This window comes from Mesorhizobium sp. B2-3-11 (genome assembly GCF_006442215.1).
In the GTDB taxonomy this organism is placed as follows: domain Bacteria; phylum Pseudomonadota; class Alphaproteobacteria; order Rhizobiales; family Rhizobiaceae; genus Mesorhizobium; species Mesorhizobium salmacidum.
This window is the reverse complement of record NZ_VFVS01000021.1, coordinates 50,164-69,643: the sequence shown is the minus strand read 5'-3', so window position 1 is coordinate 69,643 and position 19,480 is coordinate 50,164. Positions and strand designations below refer to the sequence as shown.

Below are 19,480 nucleotides of genomic sequence, written 5' to 3'. Positions count from 1 at the left end.
AACCCGTGTGCCGGGCGATGGTTCCGTACGCACGACGGCCGCTGGGCAATTTCAGTCGTTTCCAATTGTTCAATCGTTTCCGCTTGCTGCCAATTTGGCCTTGCTCGGGCGCCAAGCCGCTCCAGTTAAATCCAGCGAACCGAGGCTGGAGACTGAGTGATGGACAACAAGACCGCCGCGACGACGCAGGTGATCAGCCTCGAACGGATCGACCTCATGAACCGCTACTGGCGCGCCGCGAATTACATCTCGGTTGGCCAGATCTATCTGCTCGACAATCCGCTGCTGCGCCAACCCTTGAAGGCCGAGCATGTGAAGCCGCGGCTGCTTGGCCATTGGGGCACGACGCCGGGGCTCAATTTCGTCTACCTGCATCTCAACCGGATTATCCGCGAGCGTGATCTCGATGTGCTGTTTATCTGCGGCCCAGGACATGGCGGTCCGGCAATGGTCGCCAACACCTGGCTCGAGGGCACCTATAGCGAGATCTACCCCGATATTGGTCAAGGCGAAGACGGCCTGAGAAAACTGTTCCGGCAGTTTTCCTTTCCAGGTGGAGTGCCAAGTCACGTGGCGCCAGAAACACCCGGCTCCATTCATGAGGGTGGAGAGCTCGGATATGCGCTGGTCCATGCTTTCGGCGCCGCATTTGACAATCCGGATCTGACAGTCGCCTGCATAGTCGGCGATGGAGAAGCCGAGACTGGTCCACTCGCCGCGGCGTGGCATTCAAACAAGTTCCTGAACCCGGCGTCGGACGGCGCCGTCCTGCCGATCCTGCACCTCAACGGCTACAAGATCGCCAACCCGACGATCCTCGGCCGCATGGACGACGAGGAGCTGCGCGACCTCTTCACCGGCTACGGCTACGAACCGTTCTTTGTCGAAGGCCATGAGCCGGTTGCCATGCACCAGGCGATGGCCGGGACGCTCGACACGGTGCTCGATCGGATCCATTCCATTCAAGGGCAAGCCCGACGTTCAGGATGGCATGGCGAACGCCCACGATGGCCGATGATCGTCCTGCGCAGCCCCAAGGGCTGGACTGGGCCGAAAGAGGTCGATGGTGAAAAAGTCGAGGGTTTCTGGCGCTCGCACCAAGTGCCGGTATCGAACGCCCGCGGCAATGACGAGCACCGCAAGATCCTCGAAACCTGGATGCGAAGCTACGAACCGGAACAACTGTTCGATAAGGATGGACATCTGCTGCCGGAACTCGCGGCTCTTGCCCCAGCTGGAACAAGGCGCATGGGCGCAACTCCACATGCCAATGGCGGGCTGTTGAAGCGCGACCTTGTGCTACCGGACTGGAAAAGCCTGGCACTCAAAGTGCCTCGGCCCGGGGGCGTCGCTGCCGAAGCGACACGGACTTGCGGTGGCTATCTTCGCGAGGTCTTTCGACTTAACGCCAAAGCGCGGAATTTCCGGCTGGTGGGACCGGACGAGACGTCTTCCAATCGCCTTGACGCAGTGTTCGAGGCCACGGATCGGATATGGATGGAGCGCATCGAACCTTACGACGTCCATCTTTCCCGTGACGGCCGCGTCATGGAAGTGCTGAGCGAGCATCTCTGCCAGGGATGGCTGGAAGGTTATCTGCTCACCGGCCGACACGGTCTGTTCTCATGCTATGAGGCGTTCATTCACATCGTCGATTCCATGGTCAACCAGCATGCCAAATGGTTGAAAACTTCTGGCGAGCTTGCCTGGCGCAAGCCGATCGCCTCGCTCAATTACCTGCTGACCTCTCATGTATGGCGGCAGGATCACAATGGCTTCAGCCATCAGGACCCGGGCTTTGCCGACTTTGTCGCCAACAAGAAGGCTGACACGGTCAGGCTCTATTTCCCGCCGGATGCCAACACGCTGCTGTGGATTACCGACCATTGCCTGAGAACCTACAACCGCATCAATGTCATCACCGCCGGCAAGCAGCGGGCGCCGCAATGGCTGTCCATCGAAGACGCTGAAGCGCACTGCAAGGCCGGCGCAGGTATCTGGGAATGGGCCGGCACTGTTTCGAAAGGCGAGGAGCCGGATGTGGTGCTGGCCTGTGCCGGCGATGTTCCGACGCTGGAAACGCTGGCTGCGACGGACCTTCTTCGCTCCGCAATTCCCGATCTGAAAATCCGCGTCGTCAATGTCGTCGACCTGATGACGTTGCAGTCGAACACCGAACATCCTCACGGCCTCACCGACCAGGCTTTCGATGCGCTGTTCACGAAGACAACGCCGGTCATCTTCGCCTATCATGGCTATCCCTATCTCATCCATCGCCTGACCTACCGTCGTGCCAACCATGACAACATGCATGTGCACGGCTTTCGCGAGGAGGGCACCACGACGACGCCGTTCGACATGGTGGTGCTCAACGAACTCGATCGCTACCATCTCGCACTTGCCGCGATCGCACGCGTGCCGCGCTTGGCCGAACGGGCGGAAAGCCTCGCCGCGGACCTTGACGGCAGGCTGGCAAGGCACAAGGCCTATGTCCGCGAGTACGGCGAAGACATGCCCGAGATCCAGAAATGGAGTTGGCCGGCTGCGAGCGGGGGAAAGGCTGGTCGATGAGCCAATCGATCCTGGCGCTGAATGCCGGTTCGTCCAGTGTCAAGTTCGCCCTATACGATCTTGCCTCGCCAGACGGCCAGCAGCTCGTTTCGCGCGGCACTCTGGATTTGGGCGACGCGCCCAGGCTCACGGCGAAAGCGGCCGATGGAACAGTGCAGTGCGACAGGCAGTTCACCGCGGACGATCCGCACGAGGCGGGCATAGGCGAAATACTGAGTTTGGTGCAGGGGGAACTTGGTGGAAGAAAGCTGATCTGCGCCGGCCACCGTATCGCGCATGGCGGAAAGGAGTTCAGCAAACCTGTCCGTCTGACGCCCGCCACCATCGAGGCATTGGACAGGCTGACCGCACTCGCGCCTTTGCACCAGCCTCGCAGTATCGCGCCGGTTCGTGCGATAGCTGCATTGCAATCGGATCTGCCACAGGTCGGATGTTTCGACACCGCGTTTCACCAGACGATCGAGCCGCTGGTGCGGCGCTTTGCCATTCCGCAAGAATATGAACGGGAGGGACTGCGGCGGTACGGATTTCATGGCCTCTCCTACGAATATATCGCCAGGCGGCTGAGCGAGATATCGCCCGCGCTCGCGGCGAAGCGGACAATCGTCGCTCATCTCGGAAACGGGGCAAGTCTCTGCGCTCTGCGCGAGGGCAAAAGCGTCGATACCACCATGGGCTTTTCGGCACTGGACGGTCTTGTCATGGGCACTCGGTGCGGCGCCATCGACCCCGGCGTGCTGTTGTACCTCCTGCTGGAGAGAGGCATGGCAGCGGACGAGTTGCAGACAATGCTCTATGAGAAATCCGGACTGCTCGGTGTATCCGGCATTTCGGGCGACATGCGCACGCTGGAGGCAAGCAGTGATCCTCGCGCCCACGAGGCGATTGAGCTTTTCGCCTTCCGTGCCGCGAGGGAAGCAGCCGCGCTCGCAAACACCATGGGTGGTCTCGAATGTCTCGTATTCACCGCCGGCATCGGCGAACGCTCATCGTCCATCCGCAAGACGATCTGCGATAAATTGACTTGGCTCGGCATGGCGCTCGACGAGGCGGCCAATGACATCCATGCAGAGATCATAAGCCGTCCCGACAGCAAGGTGGAAGTGCGCGTGGTTGCAACCGACGAGGAGAACGTCATCGCGCGCCACAGCCGCGCGGTGATGCAGGTCTAAGGACCCGCGACTCAGTTGCGCGAGCTGGAGTCCTGTTCAACCTTGGTTGCGCTCGAGTGAACGTCCGGCCGATCCACCCGAAAGGTCAGGTAAGAAGTCATTCTTTTGAAGCGTCGGGAAAGCGCACCACCAATTTTTGCTCCGCCGCCGCCCAGGAATGTAGATGGTATCGCCGCAGCAAAAGGATGCTCGCGCCGAATATCAACAGACCCACGATCACGCTGAGCGGGATCGCCGGGCCGATCACCGATGTCACGACCACGCTGGAAAAAACCCCGGCGATGGCACTGCTGATCACGCTCACCATTCCTGCGGCAGTCACGAAGAACTGCCATGGCGAAGATCTAAGACCCTTGTCGACGCGCACGGCCGACTGATCGTCATGGGTGGAATGGATCAGATAGTACTCCATGACGGGCGCATGCTCGACGTAATAATGCCTTATCCGGGCCATCCCGCGCGCATGCACCATATCCTCGATGGCGACTTGCACCGCACGCACGAAAGTGACCAAACCCAGGAAATAAAGGCAAGGGAGCAAAATCAGGCTGAACAGCACGAACGGCCCTCCCATGCGGGTGACCTGGGCGACGAAGCCGAGGGCGATCGCGGCGCTCGAAACGGTGGTCAGGAACAGGTTCGCACGCTGGCTCGCTTCCTGAATCGTGGCCGCCCGTGCGGTCTGCAGAACAAAATGCTCTGTGGTCATGATCTGCAGGATTTGGGGATCGCTTTCATCCACCTTCGCCACCGTAGCCTCCTGGATGCCGCGCGGCGACGTCCCTTCAGAAGGAGGTCCCTATCGCTCCGATCAGAAGAAGTGACGCCGACCCAGCAGCGCATGTTGTCGGCCGGCCATGCACCAAGACGATCGGCCGCCCAGCCGCGGGGCCGATCTCTTCATGGGTGATGTGGAGATCTCGGGTTCCGATCTTGCCAATCATGATTTGACCCAACGTCGCGCCGTTTGGATCGGTTCCAAATCCAAGATTGACCTGCCGCGCATATGGCAGGCGGAGAGGGAACTCCGGCTTGCTGTCAGGAGTTCGGCCTGGAAGCGGAGCCCTTGGCAATGACGGGTGGTCGCTCCTCCAGGCGGCTTCGAGGACCTTGCCTGGCTTCCAAAAACAGCGATCGAGTTGAACCTTCCGCCATCTCAGCTGTTTGGTCACATGCCCCGGCTCTCCGCATGCCCATAGCTCGCGGTGAGGGGGAGAAAAAAGCTGACACGGGAGTACGATGATGGCGACCATGAAAGCCGTTCGCATCCACGAATTTGGCGGACCGGACGTTCTCTCACTCGAGGACGCTCCGTTTCCGCAGCCGCACGATGATGAGGTCTTGCTGAAGGTCCATGCCAGCAGCGTCAATCCGGTTGATTACAAAATCAGATCCGGAGGCGGAAAGAAGGACCAACTGCCGATGACGCTTGGCCGTGACGTTTCCGGCACCGTCGAACTCTGCGGCACGAGGGCGCACACGCTCAAAAAAGGCGATCCGTTCTATGCGATGCTGGGACCGGATCGCGGTGGCCAAGCTGAATATGTTGTGGTGAAGGCAATCGAAATGGCCGCCAAGCCACAGTCCGTGGACCACCTGCATGCGGCGGCGGTGCCGCTTGCAGCGCTCACCGCCTGGCAGGGGCTTTTCGACCATGGTGCACTGACGGCCGGGCAGCGCGTCCTGATCCATGGCGGGGCTGGCGGGGTCGGCCATTTTGCTGTCCAGCTGGCAAAGGCAAAGGGCGCGTTCGTTGCGACCACCGTTTCCGGCGAGGATCTCGAATTCGCGCGCTCGCTGGGCGCCGATCAGGCCATCGATTACAAAAACGAGCGGTTCGAGGATATTGTCGGCAAGGTTGATCTCGTCTTCGATCTGGTCGCTGGCGAGACGCAGGATCGCTCCTGGGCCGTCGTAAAGCCTGGCGGGATAATCGTGTCGACGCTGGCGGAACCGTCTATTGAGAGCGCACGCAAAGCCGGCGCCAGCGGCATTCATTACATGGCGAAGCCGAATGCAGCCCAGCTTGGCGAAATCGGCCGCCTGATTGACGAAGGCAAGGTGCGGCCGCACGTCGACGCGACCTTTCCGCTGCAGGAGGCCGCTGCCGCCGAAGCCTGGCTGGAAAACAAGCATGTGCGCGGAAAGATCGTGCTCGAAGTTGCGCCCTGATTTCGAGGCCAGATGTAGCCTGGGCTGTCCTTCACAAGCGCCTCAGTCTTCTGGCTCGTCCTGGTTGCCCTCCTTCTTCACAACGGCTACCTGCCGGAATCGACCGCTCTCGATCCTATGCAAGGCCGTAACCGCGGCGCGATTATCGCCGTTGGCATCCCAGGAAATCTTTTGTTCGTACGCAATCCCCTGGCGATGTACCCCGCGCAGCGCGTCCGCGACGCGATCCCGGGTCGGGTCGCCGTTGTTGGAGGCGACCCGGATGGCATCGATCAACGTCGCCGCGGCGTCAAAGGCATTGACGGCATAATTCCTGATCCGTCCGAAACGCCGCTCGTATCGATCGGCCATTTCCAGCGATCCGGCAATTTCACCCAGTTGCGGACATGCTGAAAGAACGAGCACGCCTTCACCCTGCTCGGCGGCGGCTCCGGCCGGCTCAAGAAAATTTCCGACGTCCCAGCAACCATCGCCGGTGGCGAACAGGCGATCATCCTGCCGGGTCCGCATTTCCTTCACCAGAGGGGCACCCTCGAAGGTCCCGCCATAGAAGATGGCGCTCGCTTCCCGAGGCAAGGAGGCCACGAGGTCCGCGAAATTTCTTTCGCCTTCCTGAACGGTGTGCCGCCGCAGAACAGAGCCGCCGGCAGCTTCAAATGCGGCGGCGAACTCCTTGCTCATGCTCCTTCCATAGACGGTGTCGGTCTGGATGACGACAACAGTTTTCTTGCCCAACTGGCGGACCATGTATTGGGCGATGGCGAGCCCTGTCGCATCGTCACTGTTGGTGAAACGGTAAACGTTGCTCCATCCGGAGTGCGTTAGTGCCGGGTTGGAGACGATCGGACCGATCAACGGCAGACCGGCCGCGGCATAGAGAGGCGCGACGTGCAGGGTAACATTGCTGTTGTAATGGCCGATCGCCGCGACGGCAGCGGCATTGCGAACGAATTCCTTCACGACCCGCTCGCCGTCTTCCTCGCGACCTTTGTCGTCGAGGACGACCGCTTCGATCCGGTGGCCGTTGATGCCACCGGCCTCGTTCGCGCCATCGACAGCGAGCTGGATGGCGTTGGCCATTTCGCGACCGAGCGTCTCGCCCATCCCGCCGAGCGGCACGCCGACGCCAATCTTCAGTGGTGTGTCGGTCAAAGCGGTCAACTCTCGTCGGCCCGGCCTGCGTACCGAGCGACCGCCCCGGCCAGGCGACGAGGCGCCTTTGCATGGTCGGCAAGAACATGGTCAGGCAATGCCTCTCCCGGCACTATGTCCTGTCTCATGGGCTGTCGCCTCTGTGGTGGCGCGTTTGTCGGTCTAACCGAAGTACGGCGTTTATGTTCCCATCCGACTTCATGGCAACATTCCCGCGTAGCATCGATCGTGATGATTTCGAACGCCGGGGATTGCGCAGGGTTGCGATTCCCGGCGGTTTTCGGCTGCGTGCTCGAGGGTCACCATTTTGTGAGCAGTCCGCGCCTGCGGAACCTTTGTCACGTCGCAGCCGTTAGGCGCTCGATCCAAAAATGAATGAAAACCGGCGAGGGGATGCCGCAGGTCTTTTCCAGCAATGCCAACGGGATTGCCCGCTTCATACTGTGGGGACTTTGTTTCTTCGCGATTTTCGCGGCCATCGGCGGCACGGCACTTTTGCGTTCGGGGTTTATCACCGGTGTTGGCCGTCCCGTGGCACAGGCAGTCCCGTTCAGTCACAAGCACCACGTCGGCGATATCGGGCTGGACTGCCGCTATTGCCACAATGGCGTCGAGACATCGACGTCCGCGGGATTGCCCGCGACCGAGGTGTGCATGACCTGCCACTCGCAGATATTCACCAATGCCGACATGCTGGCGCCGGTGCGCGCAAGCCTTGCCTCAGGACAGCCGCTGCAATGGCAGCGCGTCAATTCGGTGCCGGACTTCGTCTACTTCAACCACTCCATCCACATCGCCAAGGGCGTCGCCTGCGAGACCTGCCACGGCGATGTCGACGACATGCCGCTGATGCAGCGCGCGCATTCTTTGTCGATGGAATGGTGCCTGGGCTGTCATCGCGATCCCGGTCCCAATCTCCGTCCGCCGCAGGACGTTTTCCTGCTGCACTGGAATCCGCCGCAGGACATCGAACAGGTCAGGCGTTCCCTGATCAGCATCCTTGATATCCACCCCGAGACGATGACGGATTGCTATGTCTGCCATCGCTGACATCAAGCCAGTCTCGGTCTCCGATCTAGCGGCATTGCGGCGAGCTGCGACGGGACGCGAGCCGTGGCGGAGCCTGGATGAACTGGCCGATACGGCCGAGTTCCGGCGCTTCGTCGAGGCGGAATTTCCGGCCATCGCCGAACGCCTGCCGTTCGGCCTCGACCGACGCACCTTGTTGAAGCTGATGGGCGCGTCACTCTCGCTGGCCGGTCTGACCGCCTGCAGCGAGGCCGAACGCATCGTGCCTTACGTGCGCCAGCCGGAAGACATTATTCCCGGAAAGCCGCTCTATTATGCGACGGCCCTTTCCAACGATGGCTACGGCATCGGCGCGCTTGTCGAGAGCCATGAAGGGCGGCCGACCAAGGTCGAGGGCAATCCGGATCATCCGGCCTCGCGCGGCGCTACCGACGCCATCATGCAGGCGGCGGTGCTGTCGCTGTTCGATCCCGAACGGTCTCGCACCCCGCTCAGGCAAGGCGAGCCTGCGAGTTACGGCGACTTTCTCAAAGACATGGCGAAGCTTGCCGGCGGATTGGCCGCTTCGGGCGGGCAAGGTTTGGCACTGCTGATCGAGGCGACAACATCGCCGACGACCAAGGCGCAGATCGGATCGCTCAAGCAGCGCTACCCCAAACTTCGCGTCTTCAGGCACGATCCGCTTGCGGCCAGCGCGAACGAGCAGGCAACGGCCAAACTGTTCGGCAGGCCGCTGACACCGGTCTACCATTTCGACCGCGCCGATGTGATCGTCAGCCTTGATGCCGATTTCCTCGGCGAAGGGCCGGGACGTCTGGCCTATGCCCGCGATTTCGCGCAGCGGCGGCGCGTGCGCAAGCCGACGGACATGATGAACCGTCTCTACGTCGTCGAGTCGACGCCCACAATCACGGGTGCGGCGGCGGATCATCGCCGTGCCGTCAGACCGAGTCTGGTGGAAGGCATTGCGGCGGCGATCAAGGCAGCTCTCGAAGGCGGGCACGATGCGGCGAGTTTGCCGTCGCTCGGCATGGAATACGCGCTTGTCGACGATCTCCGCGAGGCCGGCCGCAACGCCCTGGTGGTGCCTGGCGCGCACCAGACGCTGTTCGTGCATGCGGTGGCCTTTGCCGCGAATGTCAGGCTCGGAGCCGTCGGCAACACGCTGGATTTCATCGAGCCGCCGCACGCCATGCCGATCGACGGCGATCTTGCCGCGCTTTGCCAGGCCGTCACGAGCGGATCGGTCGACACCGCCATCGTGCTCGGCTCCAATCCCTTGCACACGGCGCCGTCGGACGTCGATGTGCGCAAGGCCTTTTTGAAGCTGAAGCTTCTCGTCCACTGGGGACTCTATCGCGACGAGACCGCATTTCTGGCGCAGTGGCACATTCCCGCCGCGCACGAGTTGGAGAGCTGGAGCGACATCCGTGCCTATGACGGCACGGCCTCGATCGTGCAGCCGCTGATCCAGCCTCTGTTCGGAGGCAAGAGCCTGCATCAACTGCTGGCGGCGCTCGGCGGTGAGTTCGATGCCGATATGCAAGCCCTGGTGCGCCAGACATGGGCTGACATGGACGAGGCAGGCTGGCGAAAGGCATTGCGCGATGGCGTCATACCGAACAGCGTCATTGCTCCTGTCGTCGTCTCGATGCCGGCGGATATCGGCGATCCCGCGCCGCATGCTCCTGTTGCCAATCGGCTGGAGGTCCGCTTCGAGGCCGATCCCTGGCTTCGCGACGGCCGCAACGCCAATTCGCCGTGGCTGCAAGAGTTGCCCCGCCCGCTGAGCAAGCTCGTCTGGGGCAATGCGGCGCTGATCTCGCCGGCGACCGCACAGCGCCTGGGGCTCGAAAACGGGCAAGTGGTCAATCTGGCACGAGGCGGCAAGGATCTCGACGCGCCGGCCTGGATCATGCCCGGACAGCCTGACGACACGGTGACGCTGTCGCTCGGGTTCAGGCGCAAGATCGGTTCGGTCGCCGCGTTGTCCGGTGGCTACGATGCCTTCATTCTGCGTACCACAGAGGCTCCGTGGTTTGCCGATGGCCTCGTGTTGACCCCGCGCGACGGGTCGGCGCGGGTGGTGACGACCCAGCACCATCAGGCGATGGAGGGCAGGGCGATCGTGCGGCACGCGACGCTCGACGCCTTCAGGCAAGATCCGCATTTCGTTCGCGACGGCGTGCCGCCGGCGCCGACGGAATCGCTGTACCGCGACTGGACCTACGACCAGGAAGCCTGGGGCATGTCGATCGACCTCTCGGCCTGCATCGGCTGCATGGCTTGCGTATCGGCCTGCCAGGCCGAGAACAATATCGCGACCGTCGGACCGGATGAAGCCGCCCGCGGTCACGAAATGCATTGGCTGCGCATCGACCGTTACTACGCCGGCGCGGTCGACGACCCCGACACCTTCTTCCAACCCGTGCCTTGCATGCATTGCGAGAAGGCGCCCTGCGAGGCGGTCTGTCCGGTCAACGCGACGATCCACACCCATGACGGCCTGAACGCGCAGGTCTACAACCGCTGCATCGGCACGCGTTACTGTTCGCAGAACTGCCCCTACAAGGTGCGCCGCTTCAATTTCCTCGAGTACCAGGAGTTCGACAAGGACAGCGCCGGGCCACGGCAGGCCGTGCATAATCCTGACGTCACCGTGCGCTCGCGCGGCGTCATGGAAAAATGCACTTATTGCGTCCAGCGCGTCGCCGAAAAGCGCATCCGCGCGCAGATCGAGAACCGCGAAATCGCCGATGGCGAAGTCGTCACCGCTTGCCAGCAGGCATGCCCGACACAGGCCATCATCTTTGGGGACCTCAACAGGAAGGGTTCTCAGGTATCGCGCGAGAAAGCCGCGCCGCATAACTATGCCCTGCTCGAAGAGCTGAACACGCGGCCGCGCACCACCTATCTCGGCAAGATCACCAATCCGAACGCCGGGATCGGCGGCAAGCCAGGCACAGAGACCGGCGATGGCTGAAGCGGTCGCCCTCAGAGCCGGAAAAGCCCAGCCGCAAGCGCCGGTGCTGCGGGGGCGCCATGATTTTCCCGAGATCAGCGGCCGTATCAGCGCGATCGTCCTGCAAGGCAAGCTGCCGCGCTTCTTCTGGGCGGCGTTCTTCGTCTGCTTCGCCTTCGTGCTGCTGTTCCTCTATTCCATCACCTACCTGATCTCGGTCGGCGTGGGCGCTTACGGCGTCAACATTCCTGTCGTCTGGGGCACGATGATTTCCAGCTTCGTCTGGTGGATCGGCATCGGCCATGCCGGCACGCTGATCTCGGCGGTGCTGCTTTTGCTGCGCCAGCCCTGGCGTGCCTCGATCAACCGCTTCGCCGAGGCGATGACGCTGTTTGCCGTGGCGATGGCCGGGCTCTACCCGATCCTGCATCTCGGCCGGCCATGGTTCTTCTACTGGCTGCTGCCCCTGCCCAACACCCATATGCATTGGCCACAATGGCGCAGCCCGCTGGTCTGGGATTTTGCCGCGATTTCCACCTACGCCAGCGTGTCGCTGCTGTTCTGGTACATGGGACTGCTGCCGGATCTCGGCGTGCTGCGCGACTGCGCCAGATCGCGCGCCGGCCAACTCTTCTACGGCATCCTGGCGCTTGGCTGGCGCGGCTCGGCCTACCATTGGGCGCGCTATCGGACCGTCTATTTCCTGATGGCGGCCCTTGCCACACCGCTCGTCGTGTCGGTGCATTCGATCGTCGCGCTCGATTTCACCTATGCCATCACGCCGGGCTATCACTCGACGATCTTCCCGCCTTACTTCGTCGCCGGCGCGCTGCTCTCCGGCTTTGCCATGGTGCTGACCATCGCCATTCCCTTGCGCTGGGCCTTCGCGGTCGAAGACCTGATCACGTTGCGCCACATGGAGAACGCCGCCAAGCTGATGATCGCGGCTGGCATGATCGTCATCTACGGCTATGCGTCGGAAGCATTCTTCGCCTGGTATTCCGGGCAGCCCTATGAGCGCGCGATGATGGCCCAGCGCGCAGTCGGTCCTTACGCGCCATTGTTCTGGATCATGCTGTTTTGCAATTGCATCGTGCTGCAGCTGCTCTGGCTGCGCCGCGTGCGGCTCAACATGCCGGTTTTGTTTTCGATCGCGCTGGTTATCAACATCGGCATGTGGCTGGAGCGCTATGTCATCGTGGTAACAGGTCCGAGCCGTGACTACCTGCCGTCGTCCTGGGGCGAGCAGTCTCTGACCTGGCTCGATTTCGGCATCCTGTTCGGTTCGGTCGGTACCTTTTTCGCGCTGGTCTTCCTGTTCATCCGCATCCTGCCGGCGATCACCATCTTCGAGGTCGAGGAATTGGTCGAAGAGAAAAACGGGGCCGCATGAGCCTCCATGGCGTCATCGCGGCTTTCGCCGATCCCGATGCGCTGACGCAGGCGGCGCGCACGATGCGCGATAAGGGTTACCGGCGCATGGATGCGTTCTCGCCCTTCGAGGTGCGCGGCCTTGCCGAAATTTTGGGCATGCCAAGGACGCGGCTGCCATGGGCGGTGCTGGCGGGCGGCATTGCCGGCGGGCTGCTGGTTTATGCACTGATCCTCTATTCGGTCGAGATCGACTATCCCGTCAATGTCGGCGGCCGGCCGCTGCATTCCTGGCCGCCTTTCATGGTGATCGCCTTCGAGGCAGCCATACTGGGCGCGGCTCTGGCCGGCTTCGTCGGCATGCTCCGCGCGAACAGTTTGCCGCAATATTACCATCCGGTGTTCAACGCCAAAACTTTCACCTACGCGCAGGGCGGCAAGTTCTACCTTCTCGTCGAAGCCGCCGATCCGAAATACCGCAAGGGCATCACCAGGCGGCAACTGACCCGGCTTGGCGCGGAGACAGTCGAGGATGTGGAGGCATGAGATGGCGGACGCCGCTCTTGCCATTCATCCTGCTGCTCGCCGGCTGCAAACAGGACATGGCCGACCAGCCGCGTTACAACCCGCTCGAGGCCAGCAAGCAATTCTCCGACGGCATGTCGGCCCGGACGCCGGTCGATGGCAGCGTGGCGCGCGACACCGACCTCGCGGCAACGCCGGACCGATTTCCGTACCCGGTCACCACAGCGTTTCTCCAGCGCGGGCAGCAACGCTTCGACATCTTCTGCTCGCCCTGCCATGGCCGCACCGGCGACGGTCACGGCATGGTGGTCCAGCGCGGTTTCCCGGCGCCGCCGACCTATCATCAGGACCCGCTGCGCAAGGCATCCGACCGCCATTTCTACGACGTGATCACCAACGGCTATGGCGCGATGTATTCCTATGCCGCGCGGGTGCCATCGACGGATCGATGGGCGATCGTCGCCTATATCAGGGCCTTGCAATATTCACGCTACGCACCTGGCAAGGCGCTGCCGGATACGCTTCGCGCGAAACTCGATGCGGAGGCCGCGCGATGAGGCATTTCGCATGGCCCGATGGTGTCTTTGCTCCGATGGTTGTTGCGGCCGCCGCGGGACTTCTGCTTTGCGGCATCGGGCTTTTTCTCAATCCGCAGACAACGCTTGCCGGCTGGCTGACTGCAGCGCTGTTCCTGCTCGGACTGCCGCTTGGCGCGATGACTGTTCTGATGGTTCATGGCCTGACCGGCGGTCGTTGGGGCGACGCGCTGCGTCCGCCCCTGCGCGCCATCGTCGCGACACTGCCTGTGGCGCTGTTGTTGTTTCTACCTGTCCTCACCCGGCTCGATCTGGTCTTTCCCTGGGTGGGAGCGGACCCTGCGATGCTGCCGGAAGCGGTGCGGCAAAAACTTGCCTATCTCAACGTGCCATTCTTCATCGGTCGCTTCCTGATATGTGCACTGGCGTGGCTGGTGCTCGCTTGGCTCGTCATCGGCTGGACAGCGCCTGATGGCGACAGATCGAGACAGGGGAACACCACCGGCTATGCGATCGGGCTCATCGTTCACGGCCTGGCAGCAACGGTGCTTGCCATCGACTGGATGCTGTCAATCGAGCCGGAGTTCACGTCGACCATCTACGCGCTGCTCGAAGCCGCTGCCGAAGTCGTCGGCGCGTGTGCATTGGCTCTGGTGGTGTTGGCAGCCAGCCGCGCGATCGAGACGATGCCCGGTGGCGAGGAGGACGTGGCGCTTGGCGAAGACCTCGCCAACATGCTGTTCGGCTTCATACTTATGTGGACGTACCTGTCCTTCATGCAGTGGCTGATCGTCTGGGCCGGCGACCTGCCGGAAGAAATCCACTGGTACGTCCTTCGTGGCCGGAACGGCTGGCAATATCTGCTCTGGCTGCTGATCGCGCTGCAGTTCGTGGTGCCCTTCTTCGCCTTCCTCATACGCTCGGTCAAACGCAGCCATCGCGGCCTGCTGGGGCTTGGCGCGGTCGTTCTTGCCGGACATTTCCTTGACGTCGTCTGGCGCGTTCGCCCGTCGCTGTCGGCAGCCGGCGCGCAGGTGTCCTGGCCGGACCTGGCGGCGTTTGCAGGGGCGGGTGGCGCGTGGTGCGCGTGTTTCCTCTACCTCTGGGAGAGGCCAGACCGCATTGCTGTGTGGCGCAGGAGGCTGGTCCGTGGCTAAGGCCTCGCATCCTGAAACGCGTGATGTCTGGCCACGCGCCCTGCTGCTCTTCGGGGTCGCGCTGGTGGTCTTCCTGGCGCTTGCGGCCCTGGCGCTGAAGCTGATTTTCGACACGGCTCCATACTGGCCCTTGGCGAATGCCGAGAAGACCAGCCAAGCAGGTCCCGCATTACAGCGCTTGCCGGGAGCCGATCTCGCGGCGTTCCGCAAGCGGGAAGATGAGGAACTCGGCAGGCTTGCCTGGGTTGATCGCGGTGCCGGCATAGTGCGCATTCCAATCGAAGACGCGATGAAGCTGGTTGCGGCGCAAGGTCTGCCGGACTGGGCAGGCGCGGCCGCTTCGCCAGGTCAGGATTGCGGCTTGCTCGAAGGCCAGGTCCCACGCGCGCCCCAGGCCAGCGATTGCCACGCCGGATCATTCACCGCGCAGCCAAACGACAAAGCGCCCCAGCCGAGCCAAGCCGCACCGGCCCCGGGGGCGAGCCCATGACCCGTTTGGGGCTGCTGGTATTTTTGTTGCTTGTTCCAGCTGCCGCCAGCGCTTCGGCGCGGCCGTCTTTCGAACCGAAAATCGGCGCCCAGCTCGATCTCGATCGGGTTTTTCAAGACAGCTCCGGCAAGCAGGCGCCGTTGTCTGCCATCCTCGACGGTCGGCCGGCGCTCGTCATCTTCGGCTATGACAAGTGTCCCAACCTGTGCGGTGTCACCCAGCAGGCGGTGGCCTCGGATCTGAACAAGACCGGCCTGGATCCTTCCACCTATCACGCGCTTTTCGTCTCGATAGATCCTTCCGAGGCGGTTGCAGACGCGGCCTCCGTCCGGAGCGAGGTCGCGCGGTCCGCCGGTGAGGCCGGCCTGTCGGCCTGGCGCTTTCTGACCAGTGCCGATGGCGGCGGTGCCGACCTTGCATCGGAGGCCGGCATCACTTTCGACTGGCGTGACCGCATTGCCCAATACGTCCATCCGATCGCCGTCATCGCGCTGACGCCGCAAGGGCGGATCGCACAGGTGCTGCCGGCGCTGACTTTCGAGCCGCGCGATTTGAGGCTTGCTCTGGTCGAGGCGTCGGCGGGGCGGCTGGGATCGATCGCCGACCATGTCTTCCTGCTCTGCGCCGGCTTCGATAGCTCCAAAGGGCAGTACACCTCGACGATACAGGCGGTTCTGAAGGTAGCGGGGCTGGCAACGCTGCTGGGGCTCTGTGCGAGCCTTTTCATGCTGACGCGGGGGAGGCGGGTCTGAGCTTCGGCATCCCCTTCACGCCACCCGAGGCCTCGTCGATCGCCGGCGGCGTCGACATGTTGTTTTACACCTTGCTGGCATTCACCGCGGCCTTGGGGATCTTCCTGGCGAGCCTCGTCGTCTTCTATGCCATCAAATATCGCGCCGGCTCCAAGGCGGAACGAACCGGCGAGCGCGCGCGCAGCCTGCCCCTGGAAGTGGCCTGGACAGTAGCGAGCCTGCTGATCGCTTTCGTCATCTTCGGGTGGGGCGCCGTGCTGTTCCTGCGCCGCGAACATCCGCCGCTTGACGCGCTCGAGATCGCCGGCCTCGGCAAGCAATGGATGTGGGAGTTCCGCCATCCCGGCGGCCAGCGCGAGATCAACGAACTGCATGTGCCGGTCGGAAAGACGGTGATCGTCTCGCTGGCATCGCAGGATGTCATCCACTCGTTCTTCGTGCCGGCCTTCCGGGTCAAGCAGGACGCCGTGCCGGGGCGCACCACCCATGTCTGGTTCATAGCTGACGAGCCGGGGCGCTATCATCTGTTCTGCGCGCAATATTGCGGCACGCAGCATTCGGAAATGGGTGGCTGGGTAACGGCGATGCCGCCGGAAGATTATGCGGCGTGGCTGGGAAACCAGGGCAAGGGCGACACGCTCGCGGCCGATGGTGAAAAGCTGTTTCGGGCGCTCGGCTGTTCCGGCTGCCATGAAAAGTCCAGCAAGGTGAGGGCTCCGGATCTTGCCGGCATCTTCGGACGGCCGGTGGCGTTGGACAACCAGCAGACAGTCGTCGCCGACGAACGCTATCTGCGCGATTCCATCATAGAGCCGAAGAAGGAAATCGCCGCCGGTTACGATCCGGTGATGCCGAGCTTCGATGGAATTGTCGACGAGGGCGAGATGCAGATGCTGCTCGCCTATCTCAAATCGCTTTCACTGCGGGCGGCAACCAGGAACGAGGCGACCCAATGAGCACCGAAGCGCTGAGGCCTTCGAGCTATCTTGGCGAGGGCGCCGGTCCCGCCGCATGGCTGTTGACCACCGACCACAAGCGCGTCGCCTGGCTCTATTTGATGTCGCTTACGGCTTTCTTCTTCCTCGGCGGCGCCTTTGCCGTGCTGATGCGCGTGGAACTTGCCACGCCTGCCGGCGACCTCGTTTCCGACGATACCTACAACCGATTGTTCTCCCTGCACGGCATCATCATGGTGTGGTTTTTCCTGGTGCCGTCGATTCCGGCGACATTAGGCAATTTCCTTTTGCCACTGATGATCGGCGCGCGCGATCTCGCCTTCCCGCGCCTCAACCTCGCCAGCTGGTATGTGTTCATCCTCGGCAGTGCCTTTGCCCTGGCCTCGGTGCTCGCCGGCGGCGTCGACACGGGCTGGACGTTCTACACGCCGCTCTCGACGCTCTACGCCAACGGCTTCGTCTCCATGGCGGCCCTTGGCGTCTTTATCGTCGGTTTCTCGACGATCATGACCGGCATCAATTTCATCGTCACCATCCACACGTTGCGCGCGCCGGGACTGACCTGGTTCCGGCTGCCGATCTTCGTCTGGACGATGTACGCCACCGCGCTGGTGATGGTGCTGGCAACGCCCGTGCTGGCCGCCTCGCTGATCCTGATCGTGCTTGAACGGGTGTTCGGCATCGGCATCTTCAACCCGGCGCTCGGCGGCGACCCGCTGCTGTTCCAGCATCTGTTCTGGTTCTATTCGCACCCGGCCGTCTACATCATGATTTTGCCAGGCATGGGCGTGGTCTCGGAGGTGCTGCCCTGCTTCAGCCGCCGGCCGCTGTTCGGCTACAAGGCCGTTGCCCTGTCCTCAATGGCAATCGCGGTGTTCGGCTTCCTCGTCTGGGGCCACCACATGTTCGTCTCCGGCCAATCGGCCTATGCCGGGGTGCTGTTCTCTTTCCTGTCGTTCTGCGTCGCCATCCCCTCAGCTATAAAAGTGTTCAACTGGAGCCTGACGCTGCGCAAGGGCGAAATCACCTTCGAGACGCCGATGCTTTACGCGCTGTTCTTCCTGGCGCTGTTCACCTTCGGCGGGCTGGCGGGTTTGTTTCTCGCCGCGCTCGCCATCGATGTCCACGTCCACGACACCTACTTCGTCGTGGCGCATTTCCACTACATCATGGTTGGCGGCATGGTGACGGCCTACATGGCCGGGCTGCATTTCTGGTGGCCGAAACTGACCGGCCGCATGTATTCCGAGACGTGGGGGCGGATCGCGGCGACCGTTACCTTCCTCGGCTTCAACCTGACCTTCTTCCCGCAATTCGTGCTCGGTTTTATCGGCATGCCGCGGCGGTATCATACCTATCCGCCCGAATTTCAATTCTGGCATGTCCTGTCGTCGGCCGGCGCGGTGGTGCTGGCATTTGGCTACCTGATGCCGTTGTTCTATCTCGGCTGGTCGATGTTTCGAGGTGCGCGAGCGCCCGCCAATCCGTGGGGCGCGACCGGGCTCGAATGGCAGACGGCTTCACCACCGCCACCGCATAATTTCGACATCATGCCGAGCGTCAGCCGGCCCGCTTATGACTATGCGATGAAGGGGTTGCAGCACGAGACGTTCAGTCCGCACAAGGACGAAGCCTGATGCGTTCATCCACCGAAAGTGTCGCCTTCGATACAAAGGCCCGCGAGAAGGCCGCCGACACGTTCGGCATGTGGGTGTTCATCGGGTCCGAGGCGATGCTGTTCGGCGCGATCCTGCTGGTGTTCCTGATCGCAAGGATCAGCTACGGCACGGCTTTTGCCGCTGCTTCACAACGCCTGTCGCTGCCGCTCGGCACGCTGAACACGGCCGTTCTTTTGACCAGCAGCTTTGCAATGGTGCTTGCTCACATGTTCGCGGCCAGGCGGCGTTGGCGCCCGGCTGCCTGGGCTTTGATCTGCACGAGCCTGCTTGGAATTGTTTTTCTATTCGTCAAGGCCGTCGAGTACGGCAGGGAATTCAAGGAGGGCCTGGCGCCGGTTCTTGGTGCGCCGTTCAGTTTCACAGGCCCCGATCCGACCCACGCCGAGTTCTTCTTCGCGCTCTATTTCGCCATGACATCGCTGCATGCGCTGCACCTGATATGTGGCATCGCCGTGATCGCCGGCATGCTGCTGCTTTGGCCAGGAACCACGGAGGCCAGCCGCACCCACCGTGTCCAGGCAATCGGGCTTTACTGGCATTTCGTCGATATCGTCTGGGTCTTCCTGTTTCCCGTTCTCTATCTGATCAACCGATGAGCCACATCCGCAAACTTATAGTCGCTTATCTCGGGCTGCTGGCCTTGCTGGCATTGACGGTGGGCTCGTCGTTCCTCGACCTCGGCGGATTGAACTCCGCGCTCAACCTGGCGATCGCCGCGGCCAAGGCCGCGATCATCGCCACTCTGTTCATGCACCTGACCAGCGAGGGCATCTTGCCCCGGCTGGCGGTGGCGGCGACAGGCCTGTGGCTAGCCGTTCTGTTTGGCTTGACGTTGATCGGACAATAAGGCCGAGCCTGGCCGCGTTTGGACATAGGTCATCGCCTCGCGCGCTGAGTTGGCTTGAGCGCCGCTTTTGAGGCCCTGCCTTGGCGAGATAAACACCTAGCGACTTTTT

Annotated in this window: 17 protein-coding genes; 15 read left to right on the top strand and 2 right to left on the bottom strand. The window is 62.4% G+C overall.

Going from position 1 to position 19,480, the window contains the following annotated elements; translation table 11 throughout:
* Positions 1 to 159: 159 nt before the first annotated feature.
* Positions 160 to 2,571, top strand: coding sequence for a phosphoketolase family protein (locus FJ960_RS24795; RefSeq protein ID WP_140717501.1), 2,412 nt, complete (start codon positions 160 to 162; stop codon positions 2,569 to 2,571).
* Positions 2,568 to 3,743 (top strand): acetate/propionate family kinase, encoded by a 1,176-nt coding sequence (locus tag FJ960_RS24790; RefSeq protein WP_140717499.1) that lies wholly within the window; start codon positions 2,568 to 2,570, stop codon positions 3,741 to 3,743. The genes FJ960_RS24795 and FJ960_RS24790 overlap by 4 nt, the downstream gene beginning before the upstream one ends.
* A gap of 97 nt (positions 3,744 to 3,840) precedes the next feature.
* On the opposite strand, the gene FJ960_RS24785 is transcribed toward FJ960_RS24790, so the two are convergent.
* Positions 3,841 to 4,494 (bottom strand): hypothetical protein, encoded by a 654-nt coding sequence (locus tag FJ960_RS24785; protein ID WP_246672940.1) that lies wholly within the window; start codon positions 4,492 to 4,494, stop codon positions 3,841 to 3,843.
* Between the two features lie 491 nt (positions 4,495 to 4,985).
* On the opposite strand from FJ960_RS24785, the gene FJ960_RS24780 reads away from it, so the two are divergent.
* A complete protein-coding gene (locus FJ960_RS24780; RefSeq protein ID WP_246672939.1) occupies positions 4,986 to 5,915 on the top strand; it encodes an NADP-dependent oxidoreductase in 930 nt (309 codons plus the stop codon).
* 42 nt (positions 5,916 to 5,957) lie between these two features.
* On the opposite strand, the gene FJ960_RS24775 is transcribed toward FJ960_RS24780, so the two are convergent.
* Positions 5,958 to 7,067: a branched-chain amino acid ABC transporter substrate-binding protein gene (locus FJ960_RS24775; RefSeq protein ID WP_140717497.1), complete on the bottom strand. Its 1,110-nt coding sequence runs from the start codon at positions 7,065 to 7,067 to the stop codon at positions 5,958 to 5,960.
* A 375-nt stretch (positions 7,068 to 7,442) separates the two neighbouring features.
* Here FJ960_RS24775 and FJ960_RS24770 point away from each other — a divergent pair, with 375 nt between their 5' ends.
* The 12 genes from FJ960_RS24770 to FJ960_RS24715 are packed head-to-tail and all read left to right on the top strand — an operon-like array spanning position 7,443 to position 19,371.
* Positions 7,443 to 8,117, top strand: coding sequence for a cytochrome c3 family protein (locus FJ960_RS24770; RefSeq protein ID WP_246672938.1), 675 nt, complete (start codon positions 7,443 to 7,445; stop codon positions 8,115 to 8,117).
* On the top strand, positions 8,101 to 11,079 hold the full coding sequence (locus FJ960_RS24765; RefSeq protein ID WP_140717495.1) for a TAT-variant-translocated molybdopterin oxidoreductase: 2,979 nt from the start codon (positions 8,101 to 8,103) through the stop codon (positions 11,077 to 11,079). The genes FJ960_RS24770 and FJ960_RS24765 overlap by 17 nt, the downstream gene beginning before the upstream one ends.
* Positions 11,072 to 12,451 (top strand): NrfD/PsrC family molybdoenzyme membrane anchor subunit, encoded by a 1,380-nt coding sequence (gene nrfD, locus FJ960_RS24760; protein ID WP_140717493.1) that lies wholly within the window; start codon positions 11,072 to 11,074, stop codon positions 12,449 to 12,451. Before FJ960_RS24765 ends, nrfD begins: the two co-directional genes overlap by 8 nt.
* Positions 12,448 to 12,975: a DUF3341 domain-containing protein gene (locus FJ960_RS24755; RefSeq protein WP_140717491.1), complete on the top strand. Its 528-nt coding sequence runs from the start codon at positions 12,448 to 12,450 to the stop codon at positions 12,973 to 12,975. Before nrfD ends, FJ960_RS24755 begins: the two co-directional genes overlap by 4 nt.
* Positions 12,972 to 13,511 (top strand): cytochrome c, encoded by a 540-nt coding sequence (locus FJ960_RS24750; RefSeq protein ID WP_140717489.1) that lies wholly within the window; start codon positions 12,972 to 12,974, stop codon positions 13,509 to 13,511. Before FJ960_RS24755 ends, FJ960_RS24750 begins: the two co-directional genes overlap by 4 nt.
* The gene (locus FJ960_RS24745; RefSeq protein ID WP_140717487.1) at positions 13,508 to 14,647 is read left to right on the top strand and encodes a hypothetical protein; all 1,140 of its coding nucleotides are present in this window, start codon (positions 13,508 to 13,510) and stop codon (positions 14,645 to 14,647) included. The genes FJ960_RS24750 and FJ960_RS24745 overlap by 4 nt, the downstream gene beginning before the upstream one ends.
* Entirely contained in the window at positions 14,640 to 15,137 is a 498-nt protein-coding gene (locus FJ960_RS29590; protein ID WP_181174309.1) for a hypothetical protein, read from the top strand. Before FJ960_RS24745 ends, FJ960_RS29590 begins: the two co-directional genes overlap by 8 nt.
* Positions 15,050 to 15,889, top strand: coding sequence for an SCO family protein (locus tag FJ960_RS24735; protein ID WP_140717483.1), 840 nt, complete (start codon positions 15,050 to 15,052; stop codon positions 15,887 to 15,889). Before FJ960_RS29590 ends, FJ960_RS24735 begins: the two co-directional genes overlap by 88 nt.
* Positions 15,847 to 16,845: a cytochrome c oxidase subunit II gene (gene coxB, locus FJ960_RS24730; RefSeq protein WP_348642368.1), complete on the top strand. Its 999-nt coding sequence runs from the start codon at positions 15,847 to 15,849 to the stop codon at positions 16,843 to 16,845. Before FJ960_RS24735 ends, coxB begins: the two co-directional genes overlap by 43 nt.
* Positions 16,842 to 18,482, top strand: coding sequence for a cytochrome c oxidase subunit I (gene ctaD, locus FJ960_RS24725; protein ID WP_140717479.1), 1,641 nt, complete (start codon positions 16,842 to 16,844; stop codon positions 18,480 to 18,482). Before coxB ends, ctaD begins: the two co-directional genes overlap by 4 nt.
* Positions 18,482 to 19,120, top strand: coding sequence for a cytochrome c oxidase subunit 3 (locus FJ960_RS24720; protein ID WP_140717477.1), 639 nt, complete (start codon positions 18,482 to 18,484; stop codon positions 19,118 to 19,120). The genes ctaD and FJ960_RS24720 overlap by 1 nt, the downstream gene beginning before the upstream one ends.
* Positions 19,117 to 19,371, top strand: coding sequence for a cytochrome C oxidase subunit IV family protein (locus FJ960_RS24715; RefSeq protein ID WP_051442783.1), 255 nt, complete (start codon positions 19,117 to 19,119; stop codon positions 19,369 to 19,371). Before FJ960_RS24720 ends, FJ960_RS24715 begins: the two co-directional genes overlap by 4 nt.
* Positions 19,372 to 19,480 lie beyond the last annotated feature (109 nt).

What these genes read in the sequence shown, in the direction of transcription:
- FJ960_RS24795 (WP_140717501.1), top strand. Translation starts at nt 160, where the DNA reads ATGGACAACAAGACCGCCGCGACGACGCAGGTGATCAGCCTCGAACGG.
- FJ960_RS24790 (WP_140717499.1), top strand. Translation starts at nt 2,568, where the DNA reads ATGAGCCAATCGATCCTGGCGCTGAATGCCGGTTCGTCCAGTGTCAAG.
- FJ960_RS24780 (WP_246672939.1), top strand. Translation starts at nt 4,986, where the DNA reads ATGGCGACCATGAAAGCCGTTCGCATCCACGAATTTGGCGGACCGGAC.
- FJ960_RS24770 (WP_246672938.1), top strand. Translation starts at nt 7,443, where the DNA reads ATGAAAACCGGCGAGGGGATGCCGCAGGTCTTTTCCAGCAATGCCAAC.
- FJ960_RS24765 (WP_140717495.1), top strand. Translation starts at nt 8,101, where the DNA reads ATGTCTGCCATCGCTGACATCAAGCCAGTCTCGGTCTCCGATCTAGCG.
- nrfD (WP_140717493.1), top strand. Translation starts at nt 11,072, where the DNA reads ATGGCTGAAGCGGTCGCCCTCAGAGCCGGAAAAGCCCAGCCGCAAGCG.
- FJ960_RS24755 (WP_140717491.1), top strand. Translation starts at nt 12,448, where the DNA reads ATGAGCCTCCATGGCGTCATCGCGGCTTTCGCCGATCCCGATGCGCTG.
- FJ960_RS24750 (WP_140717489.1), top strand. Translation starts at nt 12,972, where the DNA reads ATGAGATGGCGGACGCCGCTCTTGCCATTCATCCTGCTGCTCGCCGGC.
- FJ960_RS24745 (WP_140717487.1), top strand. Translation starts at nt 13,508, where the DNA reads ATGAGGCATTTCGCATGGCCCGATGGTGTCTTTGCTCCGATGGTTGTT.
- ctaD (WP_140717479.1), top strand. Translation starts at nt 16,842, where the DNA reads ATGAGCACCGAAGCGCTGAGGCCTTCGAGCTATCTTGGCGAGGGCGCC.
- FJ960_RS24720 (WP_140717477.1), top strand. Translation starts at nt 18,482, where the DNA reads ATGCGTTCATCCACCGAAAGTGTCGCCTTCGATACAAAGGCCCGCGAG.
- FJ960_RS24715 (WP_051442783.1), top strand. Translation starts at nt 19,117, where the DNA reads ATGAGCCACATCCGCAAACTTATAGTCGCTTATCTCGGGCTGCTGGCC.